At 57.5% G+C, this 15828-nt stretch carries 17 protein-coding genes and 1 tRNA gene; 8 read left to right on the top strand and 10 right to left on the bottom strand.

Annotated elements, in window-relative coordinates:
- Positions 1-32: 32 nt before the first annotated feature.
- Together FYJ85_RS21405 and FYJ85_RS21400 are read right to left on the bottom strand one after the other, a co-directional pair.
- Positions 33-1022 (bottom strand): DEAD/DEAH box helicase family protein, encoded by a 990-nt coding sequence (locus FYJ85_RS21405; RefSeq protein ID WP_154420733.1) that lies wholly within the window; start codon positions 1020-1022, stop codon positions 33-35.
- Positions 956-1222, bottom strand: coding sequence for a hypothetical protein (locus FYJ85_RS21400; protein ID WP_154420732.1), 267 nt, complete (start codon positions 1220-1222; stop codon positions 956-958). The genes FYJ85_RS21405 and FYJ85_RS21400 overlap by 67 nt, the downstream gene beginning before the upstream one ends.
- Positions 1223-1329: 107 nt before the next feature.
- On the opposite strand from FYJ85_RS21400, the gene FYJ85_RS21395 reads away from it, so the two are divergent.
- The 3 genes from FYJ85_RS21395 to FYJ85_RS21385 all read left to right on the top strand — a co-directional run bounded on the left by FYJ85_RS21395 (position 1330) and on the right by FYJ85_RS21385 (position 4949).
- Positions 1330-1614 carry a hypothetical protein gene (locus tag FYJ85_RS21395; protein ID WP_154420731.1) on the top strand — a complete coding sequence of 95 codons (285 nt, stop codon included), beginning with the start codon at positions 1330-1332 and terminating at the stop codon, positions 1612-1614.
- Positions 1615-1848: 234 nt separating this feature from the next.
- Positions 1849-2544 carry an anaerobic ribonucleoside-triphosphate reductase activating protein gene (locus tag FYJ85_RS21390; protein ID WP_154420730.1) on the top strand — a complete coding sequence of 232 codons (696 nt, stop codon included), beginning with the start codon at positions 1849-1851 and terminating at the stop codon, positions 2542-2544.
- 47 nt (positions 2545-2591) lie between these two features.
- On the top strand, positions 2592-4949 hold the full coding sequence (locus FYJ85_RS21385; protein ID WP_154420729.1) for a ribonucleoside triphosphate reductase: 2358 nt from the start codon (positions 2592-2594) through the stop codon (positions 4947-4949).
- A gap of 106 nt (positions 4950-5055) precedes the next feature.
- On the opposite strand, the gene FYJ85_RS21380 is transcribed toward FYJ85_RS21385, so the two are convergent.
- On the bottom strand, positions 5056-5772 hold the full coding sequence (locus tag FYJ85_RS21380) for a cytidylate kinase-like family protein (protein WP_154420728.1): 717 nt from the start codon (positions 5770-5772) through the stop codon (positions 5056-5058).
- 23 nt (positions 5773-5795) lie between these two features.
- On the opposite strand from FYJ85_RS21380, the gene FYJ85_RS21375 reads away from it, so the two are divergent.
- On the top strand, positions 5796-6008 hold the full coding sequence (locus FYJ85_RS21375; protein ID WP_154420727.1) for a hypothetical protein: 213 nt from the start codon (positions 5796-5798) through the stop codon (positions 6006-6008).
- Between the two features lie 597 nt (positions 6009-6605).
- Here the strand turns inward: FYJ85_RS21375 and FYJ85_RS21370 are convergent.
- The 7 genes from FYJ85_RS21370 to FYJ85_RS21340 all read right to left on the bottom strand — a co-directional run bounded on the left by FYJ85_RS21370 (position 6606) and on the right by FYJ85_RS21340 (position 11061).
- Positions 6606-6683 (bottom strand) — tRNA-Pro (locus tag FYJ85_RS21370).
- Positions 6684-6788: 105 nt separating this feature from the next.
- A complete protein-coding gene (locus tag FYJ85_RS21365) occupies positions 6789-7376 on the bottom strand; it encodes a Jag family protein (protein ID WP_154420726.1) in 588 nt (195 codons plus the stop codon).
- A 34-nt stretch (positions 7377-7410) separates the two neighbouring features.
- Positions 7411-9057, bottom strand: coding sequence for a membrane protein insertase YidC (gene yidC, locus FYJ85_RS21360; protein WP_106053365.1), 1647 nt, complete (start codon positions 9055-9057; stop codon positions 7411-7413).
- Positions 9058-9123: 66 nt separating this feature from the next.
- Positions 9124-9351: a membrane protein insertion efficiency factor YidD gene (gene yidD, locus FYJ85_RS21355; protein ID WP_106053366.1), complete on the bottom strand. Its 228-nt coding sequence runs from the start codon at positions 9349-9351 to the stop codon at positions 9124-9126.
- Positions 9345-9722, bottom strand: a complete 378-nt coding sequence (gene rnpA, locus FYJ85_RS21350; RefSeq protein WP_154420725.1) for a ribonuclease P protein component — start codon at positions 9720-9722, stop codon at positions 9345-9347. Before rnpA ends, yidD begins: the two co-directional genes overlap by 7 nt.
- Positions 9723-9784: 62 nt before the next feature.
- Entirely contained in the window at positions 9785-9919 is a 135-nt protein-coding gene (gene rpmH / locus FYJ85_RS21345) for a 50S ribosomal protein L34 (protein WP_106053368.1), read from the bottom strand.
- Positions 9920-10110: 191 nt separating this feature from the next.
- On the bottom strand, positions 10111-11061 hold the full coding sequence (locus tag FYJ85_RS21340) for an SH3 domain-containing protein (RefSeq protein ID WP_154420724.1): 951 nt from the start codon (positions 11059-11061) through the stop codon (positions 10111-10113).
- Positions 11062-11297: 236 nt separating this feature from the next.
- Between FYJ85_RS21340 and FYJ85_RS21335 the strand changes: the two genes are divergently transcribed.
- The 4 genes from FYJ85_RS21335 to FYJ85_RS21320 all read left to right on the top strand — a co-directional run.
- A complete protein-coding gene (locus FYJ85_RS21335; RefSeq protein WP_106053369.1) occupies positions 11298-12416 on the top strand; it encodes a LacI family DNA-binding transcriptional regulator in 1119 nt (372 codons plus the stop codon).
- Positions 12413-13165: a prepilin-type N-terminal cleavage/methylation domain-containing protein gene (locus FYJ85_RS21330; protein ID WP_154420723.1), complete on the top strand. Its 753-nt coding sequence runs from the start codon at positions 12413-12415 to the stop codon at positions 13163-13165. Before FYJ85_RS21335 ends, FYJ85_RS21330 begins: the two co-directional genes overlap by 4 nt.
- A 15-nt stretch (positions 13166-13180) precedes the next feature.
- Positions 13181-15634, top strand: coding sequence for a DUF4091 domain-containing protein (locus FYJ85_RS21325; protein ID WP_154420722.1), 2454 nt, complete (start codon positions 13181-13183; stop codon positions 15632-15634).
- Positions 15631-15828 (top strand): hypothetical protein (locus FYJ85_RS21320; protein WP_154420721.1); only part of this gene is annotated, 198 nt, incomplete at its 3' end. The genes FYJ85_RS21325 and FYJ85_RS21320, both read left to right, overlap by 4 nt.

Here is a 15828-nt window from a genome sequence, read left to right as displayed (position 1 = left end):
CAAATAAATCCGGGATGTCAGCCAGCTTCTCATTACGCAACTGCGCATTCGTTTTCTTCTGCGGAATTGGACGTTTTTTCTCCTTGGGCTTCCATTGAAGCAAACGTTCCAATTCCGCTTCCAAATGTTGTAACTGCAACCTGGTCATTTGGGCATTCTGATCGAATTCCGACTTGATCTCCTTGGCTATCTGTTTCCGCTTCTGTTCTGGTATCTTCGGCATCGTAGAGTTCCTTACTGGATTCATTCCACGCGCCGAAGTGGTATTCGTCCAAAATGATGCAGTCCCATTGGGTCGCGTGTGCTTCCTCATTACGAGGTTTGATCCCGCCGATGTCCGTGCGTCCAAGCATGTCCTGAAATGAGGCGAACCAGACGCAGGGCCGGTCGGGATCGCGGTCGGCAAACTGCAATTCGGTATCTTTGGAAACGAACCGCCATCCTTCAAAATCAATATGTCCCTGCAAATCTTTGCGCCATTCGCTCTGTACGGCAGGCTTGAAGGTCAGCACAAGGATTTTCTTCCATCCCATCTTCTTTGCCAACTGATAGGCAGTAAAAGTCTTTCCGAAACGCATTTTGGCGTTCCAGAGAAAATGGGGAGCCTTTCCGCCGACCTTATACTTATTTGCCTTAAAATACTCTTCCGTAACCCGGACAGCCTGTTGTTGTTCCGGGCGCATTTTGAAAGTGTCCAGCTTGCGCTCCGGATTCGGTTTTCTACGACGGACGGCAAGGATCGCGGCACGGATATCATCCACGGTGCATTCATACCATTCGGATTTCTTGCCCTTTTCACTCCGGCAACGTACAGCTCCCATCTGGTCCAACATGGCATGAACATCGTGATCAGTAAAGAGTGTTCCGTCATCGCGGATGGCAAATTCATCCAAAACGATTTTATACGGCAGCTTTCCGGGGCGGATGGTGGGATACTGCTCTTCGATCCGTTCTTTCACACTTTTTGCGGTATAGCCAACTTTGAGAACGCCTTTCCCGCGACGCTTTCCCTGCCACGGCATTTTCTCGTATTGCGGCTCGGTATAGGCATAAATATGAGGGCGTCTCTGGTGAAATCCTCAAGCACCGGTTTCAGTGGTCCGGTGTCCTTTTCCGCCTTTTCCATGATTTTCAGCAGCCATTGTGTCAATGTCTCCCGGTCTTTCGGCATCCATTTGCCTGCGGCGAACATTTTATTTTTCGGTTTTACCGGCGAGTTCATACTTCCCCCTCCTCGTATTGTTGTTTTTTTGTCTGCATCCGGAGACGTTTGTTGCGCTTCCGGTCCGATTGCACAGAAGAGCCGGCGTCCGGAACGGGAGGAGAACCGTGGAAGCGGATCCGCTGCACAACCGGGTTGATCCGCCGGGCGGCAAGGCGATGGTATCCGCGAGAGTCAAATCCCGTTTACGGATGTCATCCGGTCACGGGACAAGGCGCGGCAAGGCGCAACTGGAAAAAAGCGAGAAATCAGAAAACGCGATTCGGCGCTCATTGCAAGTCCCCCCATATTCAAACACTATGGAAGCCGGGCGGCTTCCTCATCCCGTTTTTAGTATAATCCGCATTCCTTCACTTTCAAGCGTACCTCATTGTTTTTTCGATTTTTTCTGAAAGGCCTGCGGAATCCTGGCATTCCGGAAACAGATGCCGCACGTTCCGGGCAGTCGCCGGAGAAGGCGTTTCCGGATTGCAAGGAGGCAAAACTTTTTTTTTAGAAAAATGTTTGATTTTCATCTTGAAAACACAAGATATACCTCTTATATTCTTCCTCATCTACAATATGTAGTGTTTTGGAAGGGTGGTGCGACGGTTTCGGCGTCGCATTTTTTTCGGGATTCGGGAAATATGGGGAAACTTCATTTCGGGCTGCAGAAATTAACTTTGCTTGATTTTCCGGGCAAAGTGGCGTGCACCGTGTTTACGTTCGGGTGCAATTTTCATTGTCCCTTCTGCCACAACGCCTCGCTGGTGCATCGCGACGGCGAGGCGGATGCGTGGGATGAGGACTCCGTTTTTGCGTTTCTTGAACGGCGTCGCGGGATTCTGGACGGCGTCTGCGTTTCCGGAGGAGAGCCTCTGCTGCATCCCGAACTTCCGGGGTTTCTGCGGAGGGTGCACGACGCCGGATTTGCGGTCAAGCTGGATACCAACGGCTCGTTTCCGGAGCGTCTGCGCGAGATCGTGGAATCGCACTGCGTGGATTATGTCGCGCTGGACATCAAGAACGCTCCCGAGAAATACGGGGAAACCACCGCGGAGGAGGGAATGCTCGACGCGGTGCGCAGAAGCGTCGCCTATCTGAAACAGGGAAAAGTCCCGTATGAATTCCGGACCACCGTGGTCCGGCAGTTTCACAATGCCGTGGATTTTGAGGCGATCGGAGCCTGGATTCAGGGGGTGCCGCGCTATTTTCTGCAGGGATTCGTCGATTCGGGGAATCTGCTGGGGAAGGGATGCAGCGCGCTTTCCGGCGATGAGATGGCGCAGTGTCTTGCGGCGGTGCAGCGTTTTGTTCCGAATGCCGGAATCCGCGGGGCGTGACAGAGAACGGCAATTTCAATTCAAAAAATCATGGAGGAAGAGACAACATGTATCAGGTCCAGAAACGTGACGGAAAAAACGTCGACTTCAATCTGCAGAAGATTTCCGACGCGATCCGGATGGCTTTTGAAGCCCAGGAAAAACAGTATCACCCGTCGGTCATCGATTTCCTCGCGCTGAAGGTCACGGCCGATTTCGAACCGAAGATCAAAGAGAGCCTGATTTCCGTCGAGGACATTCAGGACAGCGTGGAAGCCGTGCTGGTGCAGGCCGGTTACGCCGATGTCGCGAAGGCCTATATCCTCTACCGGCGCCAGCGGGAAAAACTCCGCTCCATTTCTTCAACCGCGCTGGATTACAAGAGCACGGTGGACAGCTATCTCAAGATCAGCGACTGGCGCGTCAAGGAGAATTCCACCGTCACCTACTCCGTCGGCGGGCTGATTCTTTCCAACTCCGGCGCCATCACCGCGAATTACTGGCTCTCCGAGGTTTATGATGACGAGATTGCCAATGCGCACCGGAATGCGGACATCCATCTGCATGACCTTTCAATGCTGACCGGCTACTGCGCCGGCTGGTCCCTCCGCCAGCTGATCCAGGAGGGGCTCGGCGGCGTTCCCGGCAAGATCACCAGCGCGCCGGCCCGCCATCTTGCGACGCTCTGCAACCAGATGGTCAATTTCCTCGGCATCATGCAGAACGAATGGGCGGGCGCGCAGGCCTTCTCCTCCTTCGACACCTATCTCGCCCCCTTCGTCAAGGCGGACAACCTCTCCTACGACCAGGTCAAGAAGTGCATCGAATCCTTCATTTTCGGCGTCAACACGCCCTCCCGCTGGGGAACCCAGGCGCCCTTCTCCAACATCACGCTGGACTGGGAGGTCCCCAACGACCTCGCCGAACTGAACGCGATCGTCGGCGGAAAGGAGATGCCCTTCAAATACAAGGACTGCAAGAAAGAGATGGACATGATCAACAAGGCGTTCATCGAAACGATGATCGAGGGCGACGCCAACGGACGCGGATTCCAGTATCCGATTCCGACCTACTCCATCACGCGCGATTTCGACTGGTCCGACCGCGAAAACAACCGCCTTCTTTTCGAGATGGCTTCGAAATACGGCACTCCCTATTTCTCCAATTACATCAACAGCGACATGGAGCCGAGCGACATCCGCAGCATGTGCTGCCGCCTGCGGCTCGACCTGCGCGAACTCCGCAAGAAGTCCGGCGGATTCTTCGGCAGCGGCGAAAGCACCGGCTCCATCGGCGTCGTCACGATCAACATGCCGCGCATCGCCTATCTCGCGGAGAACAGGGAGAATTTCTTCAAGCGCCTCGACCATATGATGGACATTTCGGCGCGCTCGCTCAACATCAAGCGGAGAATCATCACCAAGCTCCTGAACGAGGGACTGTATCCTTACACCAAACGCTACCTCGGCAAGTTCGACAACCACTTCTCCACCATCGGACTGGTCGGGATGAACGAGGTCGGACTCAATGCAAAATGGCTGCGCGCGGACATGACCGACAAACGGACGCAGGAGTTCACAAAAGAGGTTCTCAACCACATGCGCGAGCGTCTCTCCGACTATCAGGAGAAATACGGCGATCTCTACAACCTGGAGGCGACGCCGGCGGAATCCACCAGCTACCGTCTCGCCAAGCATGACAGGAAGCGTTTTCCGGACATCATCACGGCGTCGGAAAACAGCGAAACGCCCTACTACACCAACAGCTCGCATCTGCCCGTCGGCTACACCGACGACATCTTCAGCGCGCTTGACATTCAGGACGATCTCCAGGTCCTCTACACCTCCGGCACCGTCTTTCACGCGTTCCTCGGCGAGAAGCTCCCCGACTGGAAGAGCGCCGCCAGTCTGGTGAGGAAGATCGCAACCAACTACCGGCTCCCCTACTACACGCTCTCTCCGACCTATTCGGTCTGCAAGCAGCACGGCTATCTTCCGGGGGAAAAGCTCGAATGTCCGCACTGCGGACAGCGCACCGAGGTCTACAGCCGCATCACCGGCTATTACCGGCCCGTCCAGAACTGGAACGACGGCAAGCTTCAGGAGTACAAACAGCGCAAGGTCTACAGCGCGAAGAACATCGCGCTGCAATGCGCCGATGCGCCCGCCGAAACGAAAGCGGAGGCGAAGAAAGAGGAGGAACACTTCATCCTCTTCGCCACAAAAACCTGCCCGAACTGCAAGACCGCCAAAGCGTTTCTGGATCAGGCCGGAATCACTTATGACGTGGTGTTCGCGGACGATGATCTGGAGACCGCCGCACGCTTCGGGGTCCGTCAGGCGCCGACGCTGGTTGTCAAAAAGGACGGGAAGGCGGAGCGCATCATCAACGTATCCAACATCCGGAAATATATTGACGCGGTCTGAAGCGGAAATGATTCCGGGCGAGTCCGGCGGGGGGCAGAAACGCATGGTGCGCCGCTCCGTTTCCCTCCGTCGGTGCAGACGGAATCCGGGAGGATTGCGGAGACGCTTACCGCTGTTCCTCCAGCGCCGCCAGAATTGCCTTCACGGCCTGCTCAAGCGGGATTCTGGAAGTGTTGACACCCAGGTCGTAATTGCCTGCGTCGTCCCACTTCCTGCCGGTGTACTGCCGGTAGTGATTGGCGCGCTCCCGGTTGACCCGGAGAATTTCACGGTCGGTTTCGGGAAGCGGCAGTCCGGTATAGACTGCGACGCGCTCCCTTGCGAATTCCAGTCCGGACTGGACGAAAATCCGGAAACAGCGGGGATGATCCTTCAGAATGAAATCCGCGCAGCGTCCGGCGATGACGCAGGACTTCCGTTCCGCCAGCGTCCGGATGATGCGGCTTTCCGTGACAAAAATGGCATCGTCCTCCGAAAGCGACATTTCCGGAGAAACCCCGCCGCCTTTTTCAAAAATCATTTTCAGCAGATCCGCATTGGAAAGACTCTGCTCTTTCCGCATCACCCGTTTCGGCGTGCTTCCCAGTTCTCTTGCGGCTTCATAAAGAATGCTTTTGTCATAAAACGGAATATGCAGGGCTTTCGCCAGCCTTTCCCCGAGTTCGTGTCCGCCGCTGCCGTACTGCCGGGAAACCGTGATGACCAGCGGATAATTCCGGACATTGTCCGCCTGCGCGTTTTCCGTTGCCGTCCCGCACAGCCAGTTGTCCAGCCAGCGCATATACGGATTGACCAGGCGGACGATGAATCCGACATAAAACATCGAAAACAGCGTGCTGGCAGAAAATGATTGATGAAGGAAAATTTTCCAACATCAAAGATCTGGCTGCAACCGTCGGAGTTGATTCAGGGCTGATTTCCCGGACGATTCGCCTGACACTCCTTTCTCCTAAGATCATCCATAAACTCCTCTCCGGCGAACTTGACCTTTCCCTCGATAGTTGCCGTCGGAGTTTTCCCGACTCATGGGCGGAACAGGAAAAGATGTTTCACGATTAATTCTGAAATCACAATTCCCCATGCATCTTCTTGAGATCGATCAGAAAAGGGATTGATATTTCCGAAATACTATCCCTTCTTCAAATAATATCCCTGCAAAAAAACGGAGTAAGTTCTTTCCTTGCAAAGATCTTGCTCCGTTTTGTTTTTTGAGTAAAGGTCGTTTGTTCTGAAAAGCGAATTTCGCAAAACTCGAAAAATTCTCTGAATCAAAAAGACTTTTGTTATGAATTGTGCAAATAGGGGGTCGACCTCTTGATTTTTAGAACGCATGTCCTCTGCAAGTTTATTTTTGCATTATTGCTTAATTATAAACATGTTACCTTAATAAAAGATTACAAAATGAATGTATAGCAGAGAAAAATTGACGATCAAAGGTCGAGCTTCTCAACGTGTGTTTCCATCAAAAAATGCTCTCCAGACCAAAAGACCGGTCTTTTACTCCCCCGGAGAATTTACCGGGAGAAGGTCTGAAACACACCTTCATAAGAGAAAAGTGGAGATTCTCCGCTTTCGGGCAAAACGCGAGTTGAGCTCAAATTTACCCCCAAAACGAAAAAACCGACCAGAAGACCGGTCGGCGGAGAATTTTGAAAATGGTCGGGGTGAGAGGATTTGAACCTCCGGCCTCTGCGTCCCGAACGCAGCGCTCTAGCCAGACTGAGCCACACCCCGTGCAACATTTTCTAATATAGACCGTACTCAACGGAAAATCAAGCGGAGAAAATGTATTTTTTCATTTTTCCCCGCTCTTCCCGGCGACAGGCCGCAAAATTCGCGTCAGTCCTCTTTCTTGAGGGAGATGACGACTTTCTTCATGGCGCCTTCCCCCATCGACTCGGTCGTGAGTTCGGGGTCGTTCTTCAGAGTCACATGAATGATGCGGCGGTCGTGGGCGTTCATCTCCGGCAGCGTCACCGGTTCGCCCCAGCGCTTGACCTCCTTCGCCGCATCGAGAGCCTGCTGCTCAAGCTGGTCCTTGGTCGTGCGTTCGCCGTCTTCCTCCCGGCGGGGACGGCGTTCGCGACGCTCGCGGGGACGGCGTTCGCCTCCCTCCTCCGACTCGTCATCGGCTTCGGAGCGCGCGCCGCGCTCACCCTTCGCATATCCGTCGATGTCCAGCATGATGTGCGGACACTCTTCGTCATCCTTGAACATGATCCGGTTCAGCAGCAGCTGGAGGCTCTCGAGCGTCTGCCCCTTGCGGCCGATGATGCGGCCGGCGTCTTCCGAACTGATCTTGACCCCGATGCGGGTTCCCTTCTCCTCCACCCGGAGCGACGCGGAGAGCCCGAGATAGTCGAACATCGTGGTCAGGGATTTTACAATTTTAGCTTTCCGTTCTTCGAATTTTTCATTTTCCGACATGGTTCTGTCTTCCTCTTTTAAAGCTGGCGGGGCGCTACTTGCCGGATGCTTTCGCCGGCGTCGCCCCCTGATCGTTGTAGTGGCGCCGCTGCAAGCGCATCTGAATGATACTGAAGAAGTTGCTGACACTCCAGTAAAGTGTCAGGCCCGACGGCAGATCGTAGAGGAACAAAAGCATGATGATCGGCATCGCCAGCATCATCTTCTTCTGCATCGGATCGAGCGACATCGGGGTCATATGCTGCTGAACAACCATGAGTCCGGTCATGATGAGGACCAGCGGATTGATCGGCAGGTTGAAGAAATAGAGCGGGATCGTCAGCACGGTATCGGCCGCCGCCAGATCCTTCGCCCAGAGAAACGAAACCTGGCGCAGCTCAACCGCGCCGTCCAGCGTCGCGTACAGCGCGAAGAACACCGGAATCTGGAGCAGGATCGGCAGACAGCCGCCGAGCGGATTGACGCCCTCGGCGCGCTGCAGCTCCTGCATTTTCGTATACTGCAGCTGCGGATTGTCCTTGTACTGCTCGCGCAGCGCCTTGATCTTCGGCTGGAGCTGCTGCATTTTCCGCATCGACGCATTCGCCTTCGCCGTCACCGGGTAGAAAAGCGCGCGGACCATCAGCGTCAGCAGGATGATGGCGACCCCGTAGGAGCCGATCAATCCGTGCAGCGCCACCAGCACCCAGAGCAGCAGCCGTGCCAGATAATCCAGCGGCCCCCAGGCCAGATGCATGACCCGGGCGGCTCCCGGCTCGAAATCCTTCAGGAACGAAATGACCTTGGGTCCGTAATAGGCGCGGAAGTCGAACGACTGCTCCGCGCCCGGGCCGAGCATGAAGTTCGGGTACTGCGCCCCGACCTCGATGACCACGTTCTTCTCCTTGAGCCCGTGGTACAGGAAGCGGTTCTGGTAAAGCGTGAACGGCTTGTCGGCCGTCAGGAGCGTCGCGAAATACTTGTTGCCGGCACCGGCCCACTCGACCTGCGGCGGCGGAACGACGAAGAAACCGGCTTCGTCCTCCTTCTTGACCCCCGCCTTCAGATCCAGGTATTTCCCGGCCGTGGTCAGCACATCCATACGGTGCGACGGAATCCGCACCATGTCTCCGGAGTACATCGCCCACGGCGCGAGGTCGCCGCCGTTCACGATGAGATTCCGGAAAACGATCGGGCTGCCGGCATCCGCATTGCGGAAGGTCACCTTGCAGTCGGTCTGGTAGTTCTCTCCGAGTTTCCACTCCTGCGTCAGCACGAATTCGCTGCCGGAACCCGTGCGCAGCCGGCGGGAGAGCGTGTAGGTTTTCTGCTCGTCATCGATCCGGTCGGCTTCGATTTTCACGAGCTCCCAGCTGTCCGCCGCGTCGAACACCGAGAAGGCGCCGACCCCGGTCAGCCCCTGATACAGATCAATCGGGTATTCGCGGGTGGAATTCAGATAGTTCGGGAAAGTGATCCGGTCGATCTTTCCCTTTTCCGGCTCGAACGTCAGCGCCATCTGATCGTTCTTCAGAACCCGGTACGGTTCGGCCGGCTTGTTCTCGGCGGCCCAGACCGCGATGGAGACATCCCGTTCGGCAACCTGGGGAACCAGCCCGAAGTGACGGGCAATCGGCTTGCCGACAATCAGGATCACAATGCATATGGCGATGAAAACAAACGTTTCTTTATCGAATTTCACTGTTTACAACCTGTACAGTAGGGAAAAACATAACTTTCCGGGCCGCACGGCCGCTACCTGCCGTCATCAGCGGGGAACGGGGGGCTTCGAACGGGGCGGAACCGGGTCCCAGCCGCCCCTGCAGAACGGCTGGCAGCGCAGCAGCCGCCAGACAGTGAGACAACTCCCGCGCCAGAAGCCGTGTACCCGCAGCGCTTCGACGGCATAACGGGAACAGGTGGGCTCAAACCGGCAGCAATTCGGCAGGAGCGGTGAAATCGTCCACTGATAAATCCTGATCAATCCAATCAACACTCGGGCGGAGAATCCGCAACCACCGCCGGCAGCAGCCCGGCCTTCGCCAGCAGCCCCGCCAGCTCGCGGGTGACCTCCGGCCGTTTCGCCTCCTCCATCCGCCGGCGCGGAATCAGGAGCAGGTGACAGACCTCCAGCCGATCCTTCAGCAGCCGGAAGCTCTCCCAACAGAGACGTCTTGCCCGGTTGCGCTTGACTGCCAGGAGACTGTATTTCTTTCCGCATACGACTCCGCACCGAAGTTTCCCATCGGGCGCCGGAGCGTATACGGCCAGCATTCTCGAACCGACCAGCTTGGTCCCGTTCCGCCGGATCTGATCGAATTCGGATTTGAATCGGATCTTATCCGCTTTGACGAGTGTTCTTTTCACTATGCCGATTCAGACGCAGGCCCGGCGGTGCGCTCCGCCGAACCCGGAAATTCATAAATGGATTACGCGGTCAGGCGCGCGCGGCCCTTCTGACGGCGACGCTTGATTACCAGACGACCGGCCTTGGTCGCCATGCGGGCGAAGAATCCGATTCTGCGCTTGCGGCGACGGTTCGAGGGCTGAAATGTTCTTTTCATCTTCTCATTCCTTCTATTCTGAAATTGATGTTGCTGCCAATAAGTTGTTCAAATACAGAAATTATAAAATACATCCATTCCGGGTTTAGTCAAGTAAAAAAACGGAACAGGGCCGAAAATTTCCGGGATTCTTCCCGAAAAACGGGCAAAAACAGCTTCCGCCGCTTTTGCCCGTCACCGCGGAACCGGAGTTATTTTCCGGCCTTGACCGGCGTGACCGACTCGATGTAGAGCACCGGCACGCGCCAGCTCGGGACCCGGAACGAACGCCCCCTGATCGTCACCGGAGCGGCGCCGTAAGAGGCCAGCTGGAACCGGTCGCTGCAGAGGTAATATTCGTGTGTGCCGTTCCGCATCAGCACGAACTGCAGAATCGGAACGGTCGTGTTCTCAAGCTTCAGCAGCGTTCCGGTCACAGTTACGGCCGTTCCTTTCTGCAAATCGACGCCGATATCCGCCAGCGCCTTTTCGGTCGCGGCGGTCATCACGGCAGCCGCTTCGGCCTTCGCCTCCGGCTTCACGTCCTTCTTCTCTTCGGCCTTCGCCTCCGGCTTCGTTTCCGGCTTCACGTCCTTCTTCTCTTCGACTTTCGCCTCCGGCTTCGTTTCCGGCTTCACGTCCTTCTTCTCTTCGGCTTTCGCCCCCGGCTTCGTTTCCGGCTTCACGTCCTTCTTCTCTTCGGCTTTCGCCTCCGGCTTCGCGGCGTCGGGCGTCACGGCCACATACCGCTTGGCGGCATAGAGCTTGATTCCGGCGGGCGGCTCGATCTTCGCCCAGCCGTAGCGGTCGATTTCGAGCATCTTGACTTCACTTCCCTTCGGAAGCACACCGTAGCTGGCGGCGGCCGTACTGCCGGCCGTGTACATCTTAAGCGGCGCAGTGGTCTTTCCCTCGTTCAGATAAACCGCGGAAATATAGACCGGTGCGGTCACCGGAATCGCGATTTCGACGAAATCCCCGGATTCCCCGAGCACTTCGACCTTGAACCCTTTGTCGAGTTTGACCGCAACCGCAGATTTGAGATCGGGCTGCGTGCGAATGTTCAGCACATCGGCGGTGACCACGCCCTCGGCGGCGGAAACGGACCATGCGCCGACCGCGCAGAAAGCGCCGAAACAAGCAAAAACGAATGATTTTTTCATAGTGGTGAATCTCCCCGGCTATTTGTTTAGTACTCTAACGCCTATGGAGCTTTTTTTCAATTGAAAAATCCAGTAAAATCCGATTTTTTTCCATCGCCGCCGCGCCGCAGGATTCCGCCTCGCGGCACAAAAAATAAAAGATGAAAAATACGTTTAAAAGCTTTTGGTTCAAAAACCGGATTCAAGTATAATATTATCTAGAGACATTCAATTTTTTTTAAAAGCATGGCGGCCCGATGATCAACACAACACAAGCCGGAAAACGGAAATGCGGCGACCCGATGTACCGTGACCTGATCCGCCGGATCGAATCCGGGGAACTCCGGCCCGGAGACCGGCTGGCAAACGGGCGCACGCTGGCTGAACGCTACGGCATTTCGGAGGGGACCGCCCAGCTCGTCCTTTCGAACCTGGTCGGCAGCGGACACCTGGTGCGGCAGAACGGCGTCGGCACCTTCGTGGCCCGGCAGGAATCGTGGCAGCCGATCGACGTGGTCGGCTACATGGTCCACGCGACTTACAATCCGTACCATCTGTCGGTGCTCTCCGCCGTCTCGCGCGAAGCGAAAGCGATCGGAGCGCGGCTCCTGGTCGGCGACGCGCTGAAGGCGTCTGAGTTCATCCGCAGTTTGAAAAACGAAAACTGCCGCTACCTGATCCGGCCGCCGTTCTGGAACTGCACCGAACACGAAATCTGGGAGCTGGTTCAGCAGGAGGAAATCAACACGGTCATCATCAACGACTTCTGGCTGAACGGCGGGCCGTTGAACTGTGTGAGCTCCGACATCGCGCTCGGCGTCAGCCAGATGATGAACCACCTGCTCGGGCTCGGCCACCGCCAGATCATGTTCCTCGACGAAGACGAAGCGATGTGTCCGAGGGCGCTCGGCGCCTTCACCCGGAGCCTCGAATACAATGGAATCCAGGTCAACCGGCAGCTGGTCCGCTTCGAACTGCACGACAATTTCATCTTCACTCCGCGGCTGCTCGACGAGATCTACAACACCTGCACCGCCGTTCTCGTCACCCACGACTACTATGCGGTGAAGCTGGCCGAAGCGTTCACCGCCGCCGGCCGCGAGGTCGGCAGGGAGATCAGCATCGCCGGAATCGATTCGATCAGCGAGACGCTGACCTCGGTCGAACACCCGGTCGAAGCCGTGGCCCGGCAGGCATTCAAGCTGCTCGCGTCCGGCAGGAGGAACTGCAAGGTCATGATTCCGCCGACCTGCCGTTTCCGGGCAAGCACGGCACCACCGTCACGCGAAGTCGAACCGCACCGGTTCATCTACGATTCGCGCACCTATCAGATTCGCCCCGGAACACACCAGCAACAGAAAGGAAACCGGAAATGAAACGAAACAGACTTTTCACCCTGATCGAGCTTCTGGTGGTGATTGTGATCATCGCAATCCTCGCCTCGATGCTGCTGCCGGCACTGAATCAGGCGCGCGGCCGGGCCAAGAGCGCTTCCTGCACCAGCAATCTCAAACAGTGCGGACTGGCGCTGGCGGGCTATACCGCCGACTGGAGCGGCATGCTGGTCGTCGATCTGGAGTGGACCGCGTGCTGGAGCACGCCGATCCGGAAGCTCGGCTATATGCCGGGGGCTGCGGACTACGCGATCTGCCCGGCCAACTTGACCACCAAGATGGACCCGGATGTGACAAAAAATGCCTACTACACCTACGGAAGCCGCCAGCAGCAGGTCCCGGCCAAATGCCGGGTTGTCGAATACGGCCCCGGAAATGTGTTTTATCCGACGCAGCGCGTCCGGCAGCCCTCCAGCTTCATCTACCTCGGCGACACCTACAGTCAGTATAAGGAACAGAATCCGTCATCCGGGTGGGGAAAATTCGGGACGATGCATGCAATGGCGTTTTTGACAAAGGATTTTTCAGCGGGTAATGTTGACGGAAGCAGCTTTTACTCGCTCGGGCAGCACGGCAGCCACGGAAATTTCCTGTTCCTCGACGGCCATGCCGCAGCGATCATGGAACCGGGCGCCTTTCAGGAGACCTGCAAAAAGGAGTATGAAGCACAGGGTGAAACCGGCGTCCAGATCGGAGTGTGGGACAAAAAATTCGTCTTCGACCGGAAATAAGGGAGAACAGTATTCATGAATCCGTTCAAGCAAACTATTGCGGCGCTCCTCTTCGGAGCCGCCGTGTCCGCCGCCTTCGCCGCCGAATCCCTGTTCGACTTCAGCGTCTCCGACGGCGGCTGGAAAAGCACAGCGAAAAGAGATGTCGTGAAACGCTCGGCCGAGTACCCGGCCGAAGGGAAACAGGGGCTGCTTTTCTGCGGACCGGAGTGGAAAGGCGGACCATCCGTCTGGCCCGCCTTCGAGACCCGCTCCCTTCCGGTAAAAGAGTGGAGCAGATACGACCGCCTCGCCGTTCCGGTCTACAATGACAGCGCTGCCGAAATGGTATTCAACATCTTCATCAGCGACTCGAAAAAACCGCTCCGGCAGGGAGCCCATTTTGCCCATATGCTCTCTCCGTACAGCTCGAAACAGCTCGTACTGCCGCTGAAACAGGCTTTTGCGGGAAAAGGGGTCGATCCGGCAGACATCTCGGTCATCCATTGCTACACGGAAAATCCGGAGAACGCAATGCGCTTCTTCATCGGCGGCTTCACGCTGCTGGAGCCCGGCGACCCCGTTCCGGAACTGCCGGGGAGCTACCGGCAAAAGATCCTCAGGCGGCAGGCGGCCGTTCTCGCCCCGCGGCTGAAGCAGCTGGAGGCCGAAGCGGCCGCGTTCGACTTCCGCAGCCTCTCCCCCGACGCGGCCCGTCGCGTGCGGGAACGCGTCGATGCTCAGCTTGCCCGCTTCCGCAGCGGAGAAGCCAATGACCTGCTGCTTTCCGTGAAGAACGGCACGCCACCCGACTGGAGCTCCATCCGGAGCCTCGTTTCGGCCATGTCCGGCTTCGAGGCGCTCCGGGAAACCGTCTCCGCCGCGCCGGGTTACGAGGATGTGCTGCTCGGCTGTGCGACGCCGATGGAAAAGGTCCTGCCGCGCGTGCCGGTGTTCCGCCCGCTGCCGGAAACCATTGCGATCGAGGCCGCCCGGAACGAGAAGGAGGCAGCCCAGCTTATCGTCATGCCGCTCGGGAAAGAACGGAAAAAGGTCGGCGTCAGGCTGACCGCCTTCACCGGCCCGGCCGGAACGCTGCCCGGCTCCGCGCTCTCCGCCGTTCCGGTCGGTTTCGTCGAAACGACCTTCGTGCCGCGCTCCGGCTCCGAATACGTCGGTTTCTGGCCGGACCCGCTGCTCGCCTTCCTCAATACAGTTGATGTCGGAGCGGACGAAGCGCAGCCGTTCTGGATCAAAGCCGACATCCCGGCCGGACAGCCCGCCGGAGTCTATAGCGGCAAAGCCGAAATCACAATCGGCGGCAAGACCGCCTTCTCGGTTCCGGTCTCGGTCCGGGTGCGCGACTTCGCGCTGCCGAATCGCCCGATGCTGCCACTGGCTGTGACCTTCTGGCCGAACGACGGCCTGATGCCGAAGTGCAACCCGGAATTCGATCCCGAAGCGCGAAAGAGTCCGGCGGCCCCGGTCCACGCCTGGAAGAAGCACAAGAAGGCGTGGCGCGACATGCTGGCCGGCTACGGCCTCATGATCGACAGCCTCTACGAGTACGGCGACTGGGCGCCGGAATTCGAACTGCTGGCCGAACTCGACCGGGAGGGGAAACTCGGCATGTTCAGCCTCGGCTACTACCATCCGGCCTCGGAAAATCCGGCGGACAATTACGGAATGCAGAGCACGATCGACCGCATCCGGCCGCGCTATGAGAAGGCAAAGCGGCTCGGCATTCTCAAACACGCCTACATCTACGGCTGCGACGAATCCACGGCGGACAAGTTTCCGGCCGCCGAACGCGCCGCCGCGATTCTGAAGAAAGAGTTTCCGGACGTTCCGCTCTTCACGACCGCCTACGATGACAGCTTCGGCACGGACGGACGGCTCGGGTCGATCGACTGGTTCTGCCCGCTGACGCCGCAATTCAACGAAAAACAGGCCGCCGCCGCCCGCAAGGCGGGCAAGCAGGTCTGGTGGTACATCTGCCTTGCGCCGAGGCGTCCGTATGCGAATAACTTCATCGAATCCTCCGGCATCGAAACCCGGCTGCTGACGGGAGCGATGAGCGCGAAATACCGTCCGGACGGCTTCCTCTACTATCAGACGAGCCTGTGGAACAACACCGCCCCGGTCACGGCCGGACCGTATACCGACTGGATCGCCCAGAGCTTCCCCGGCTACAACGGCGACGGCAACTGGACCTATCCGGGACCGGACGGCACGCCGCTCGGTTCGATCCGGCTCGAAAATTTCCGCGACGGGCTCGAGGATTACGCCTATGTGAAGCTTCTCGAACAGCGGCTCGCCGCCGCGAAGCAGGCCGGGCGGAATCCGCAATGGCAGCGTGAAGCCGAAGCCGCACTCGCGGTCCCCGCCGCGCTCGTCGGCAGCCTGACCGAATACACCCGCGACCCGCAGAAAGTCTACGCCTGGCGTTCCCGCCTGGCGGACCTGATCGAAGCCGCCCCGGTCAAATGAGGAAGCGGTTCGCCATAATCGCGCTCCTGCTCGGGCTCGCGTCGGCGTACACCGCGCTGACGCTGGCGGAGAGGGAGGCGCGGCCGTCGATCTCCTGGACGGCGGGACTTTCGCAGGACCGGGTCGAACAGGTCGCGGCGTTTCACGAGTGGATGAAGAAAACCGGGCGCGTGGACGAAAACGGCGAACCGCTC

It is taken from the genome of Victivallis lenta (assembly GCF_009695545.1).
In the GTDB taxonomy this organism is placed as follows: Bacteria; Verrucomicrobiota; Lentisphaeria; order Victivallales; family Victivallaceae; genus Victivallis; species Victivallis lenta.
The sequence above is the reverse complement of the archived record's forward strand: the minus strand, read 5'-3'. Positions and strand labels throughout refer to the sequence as shown.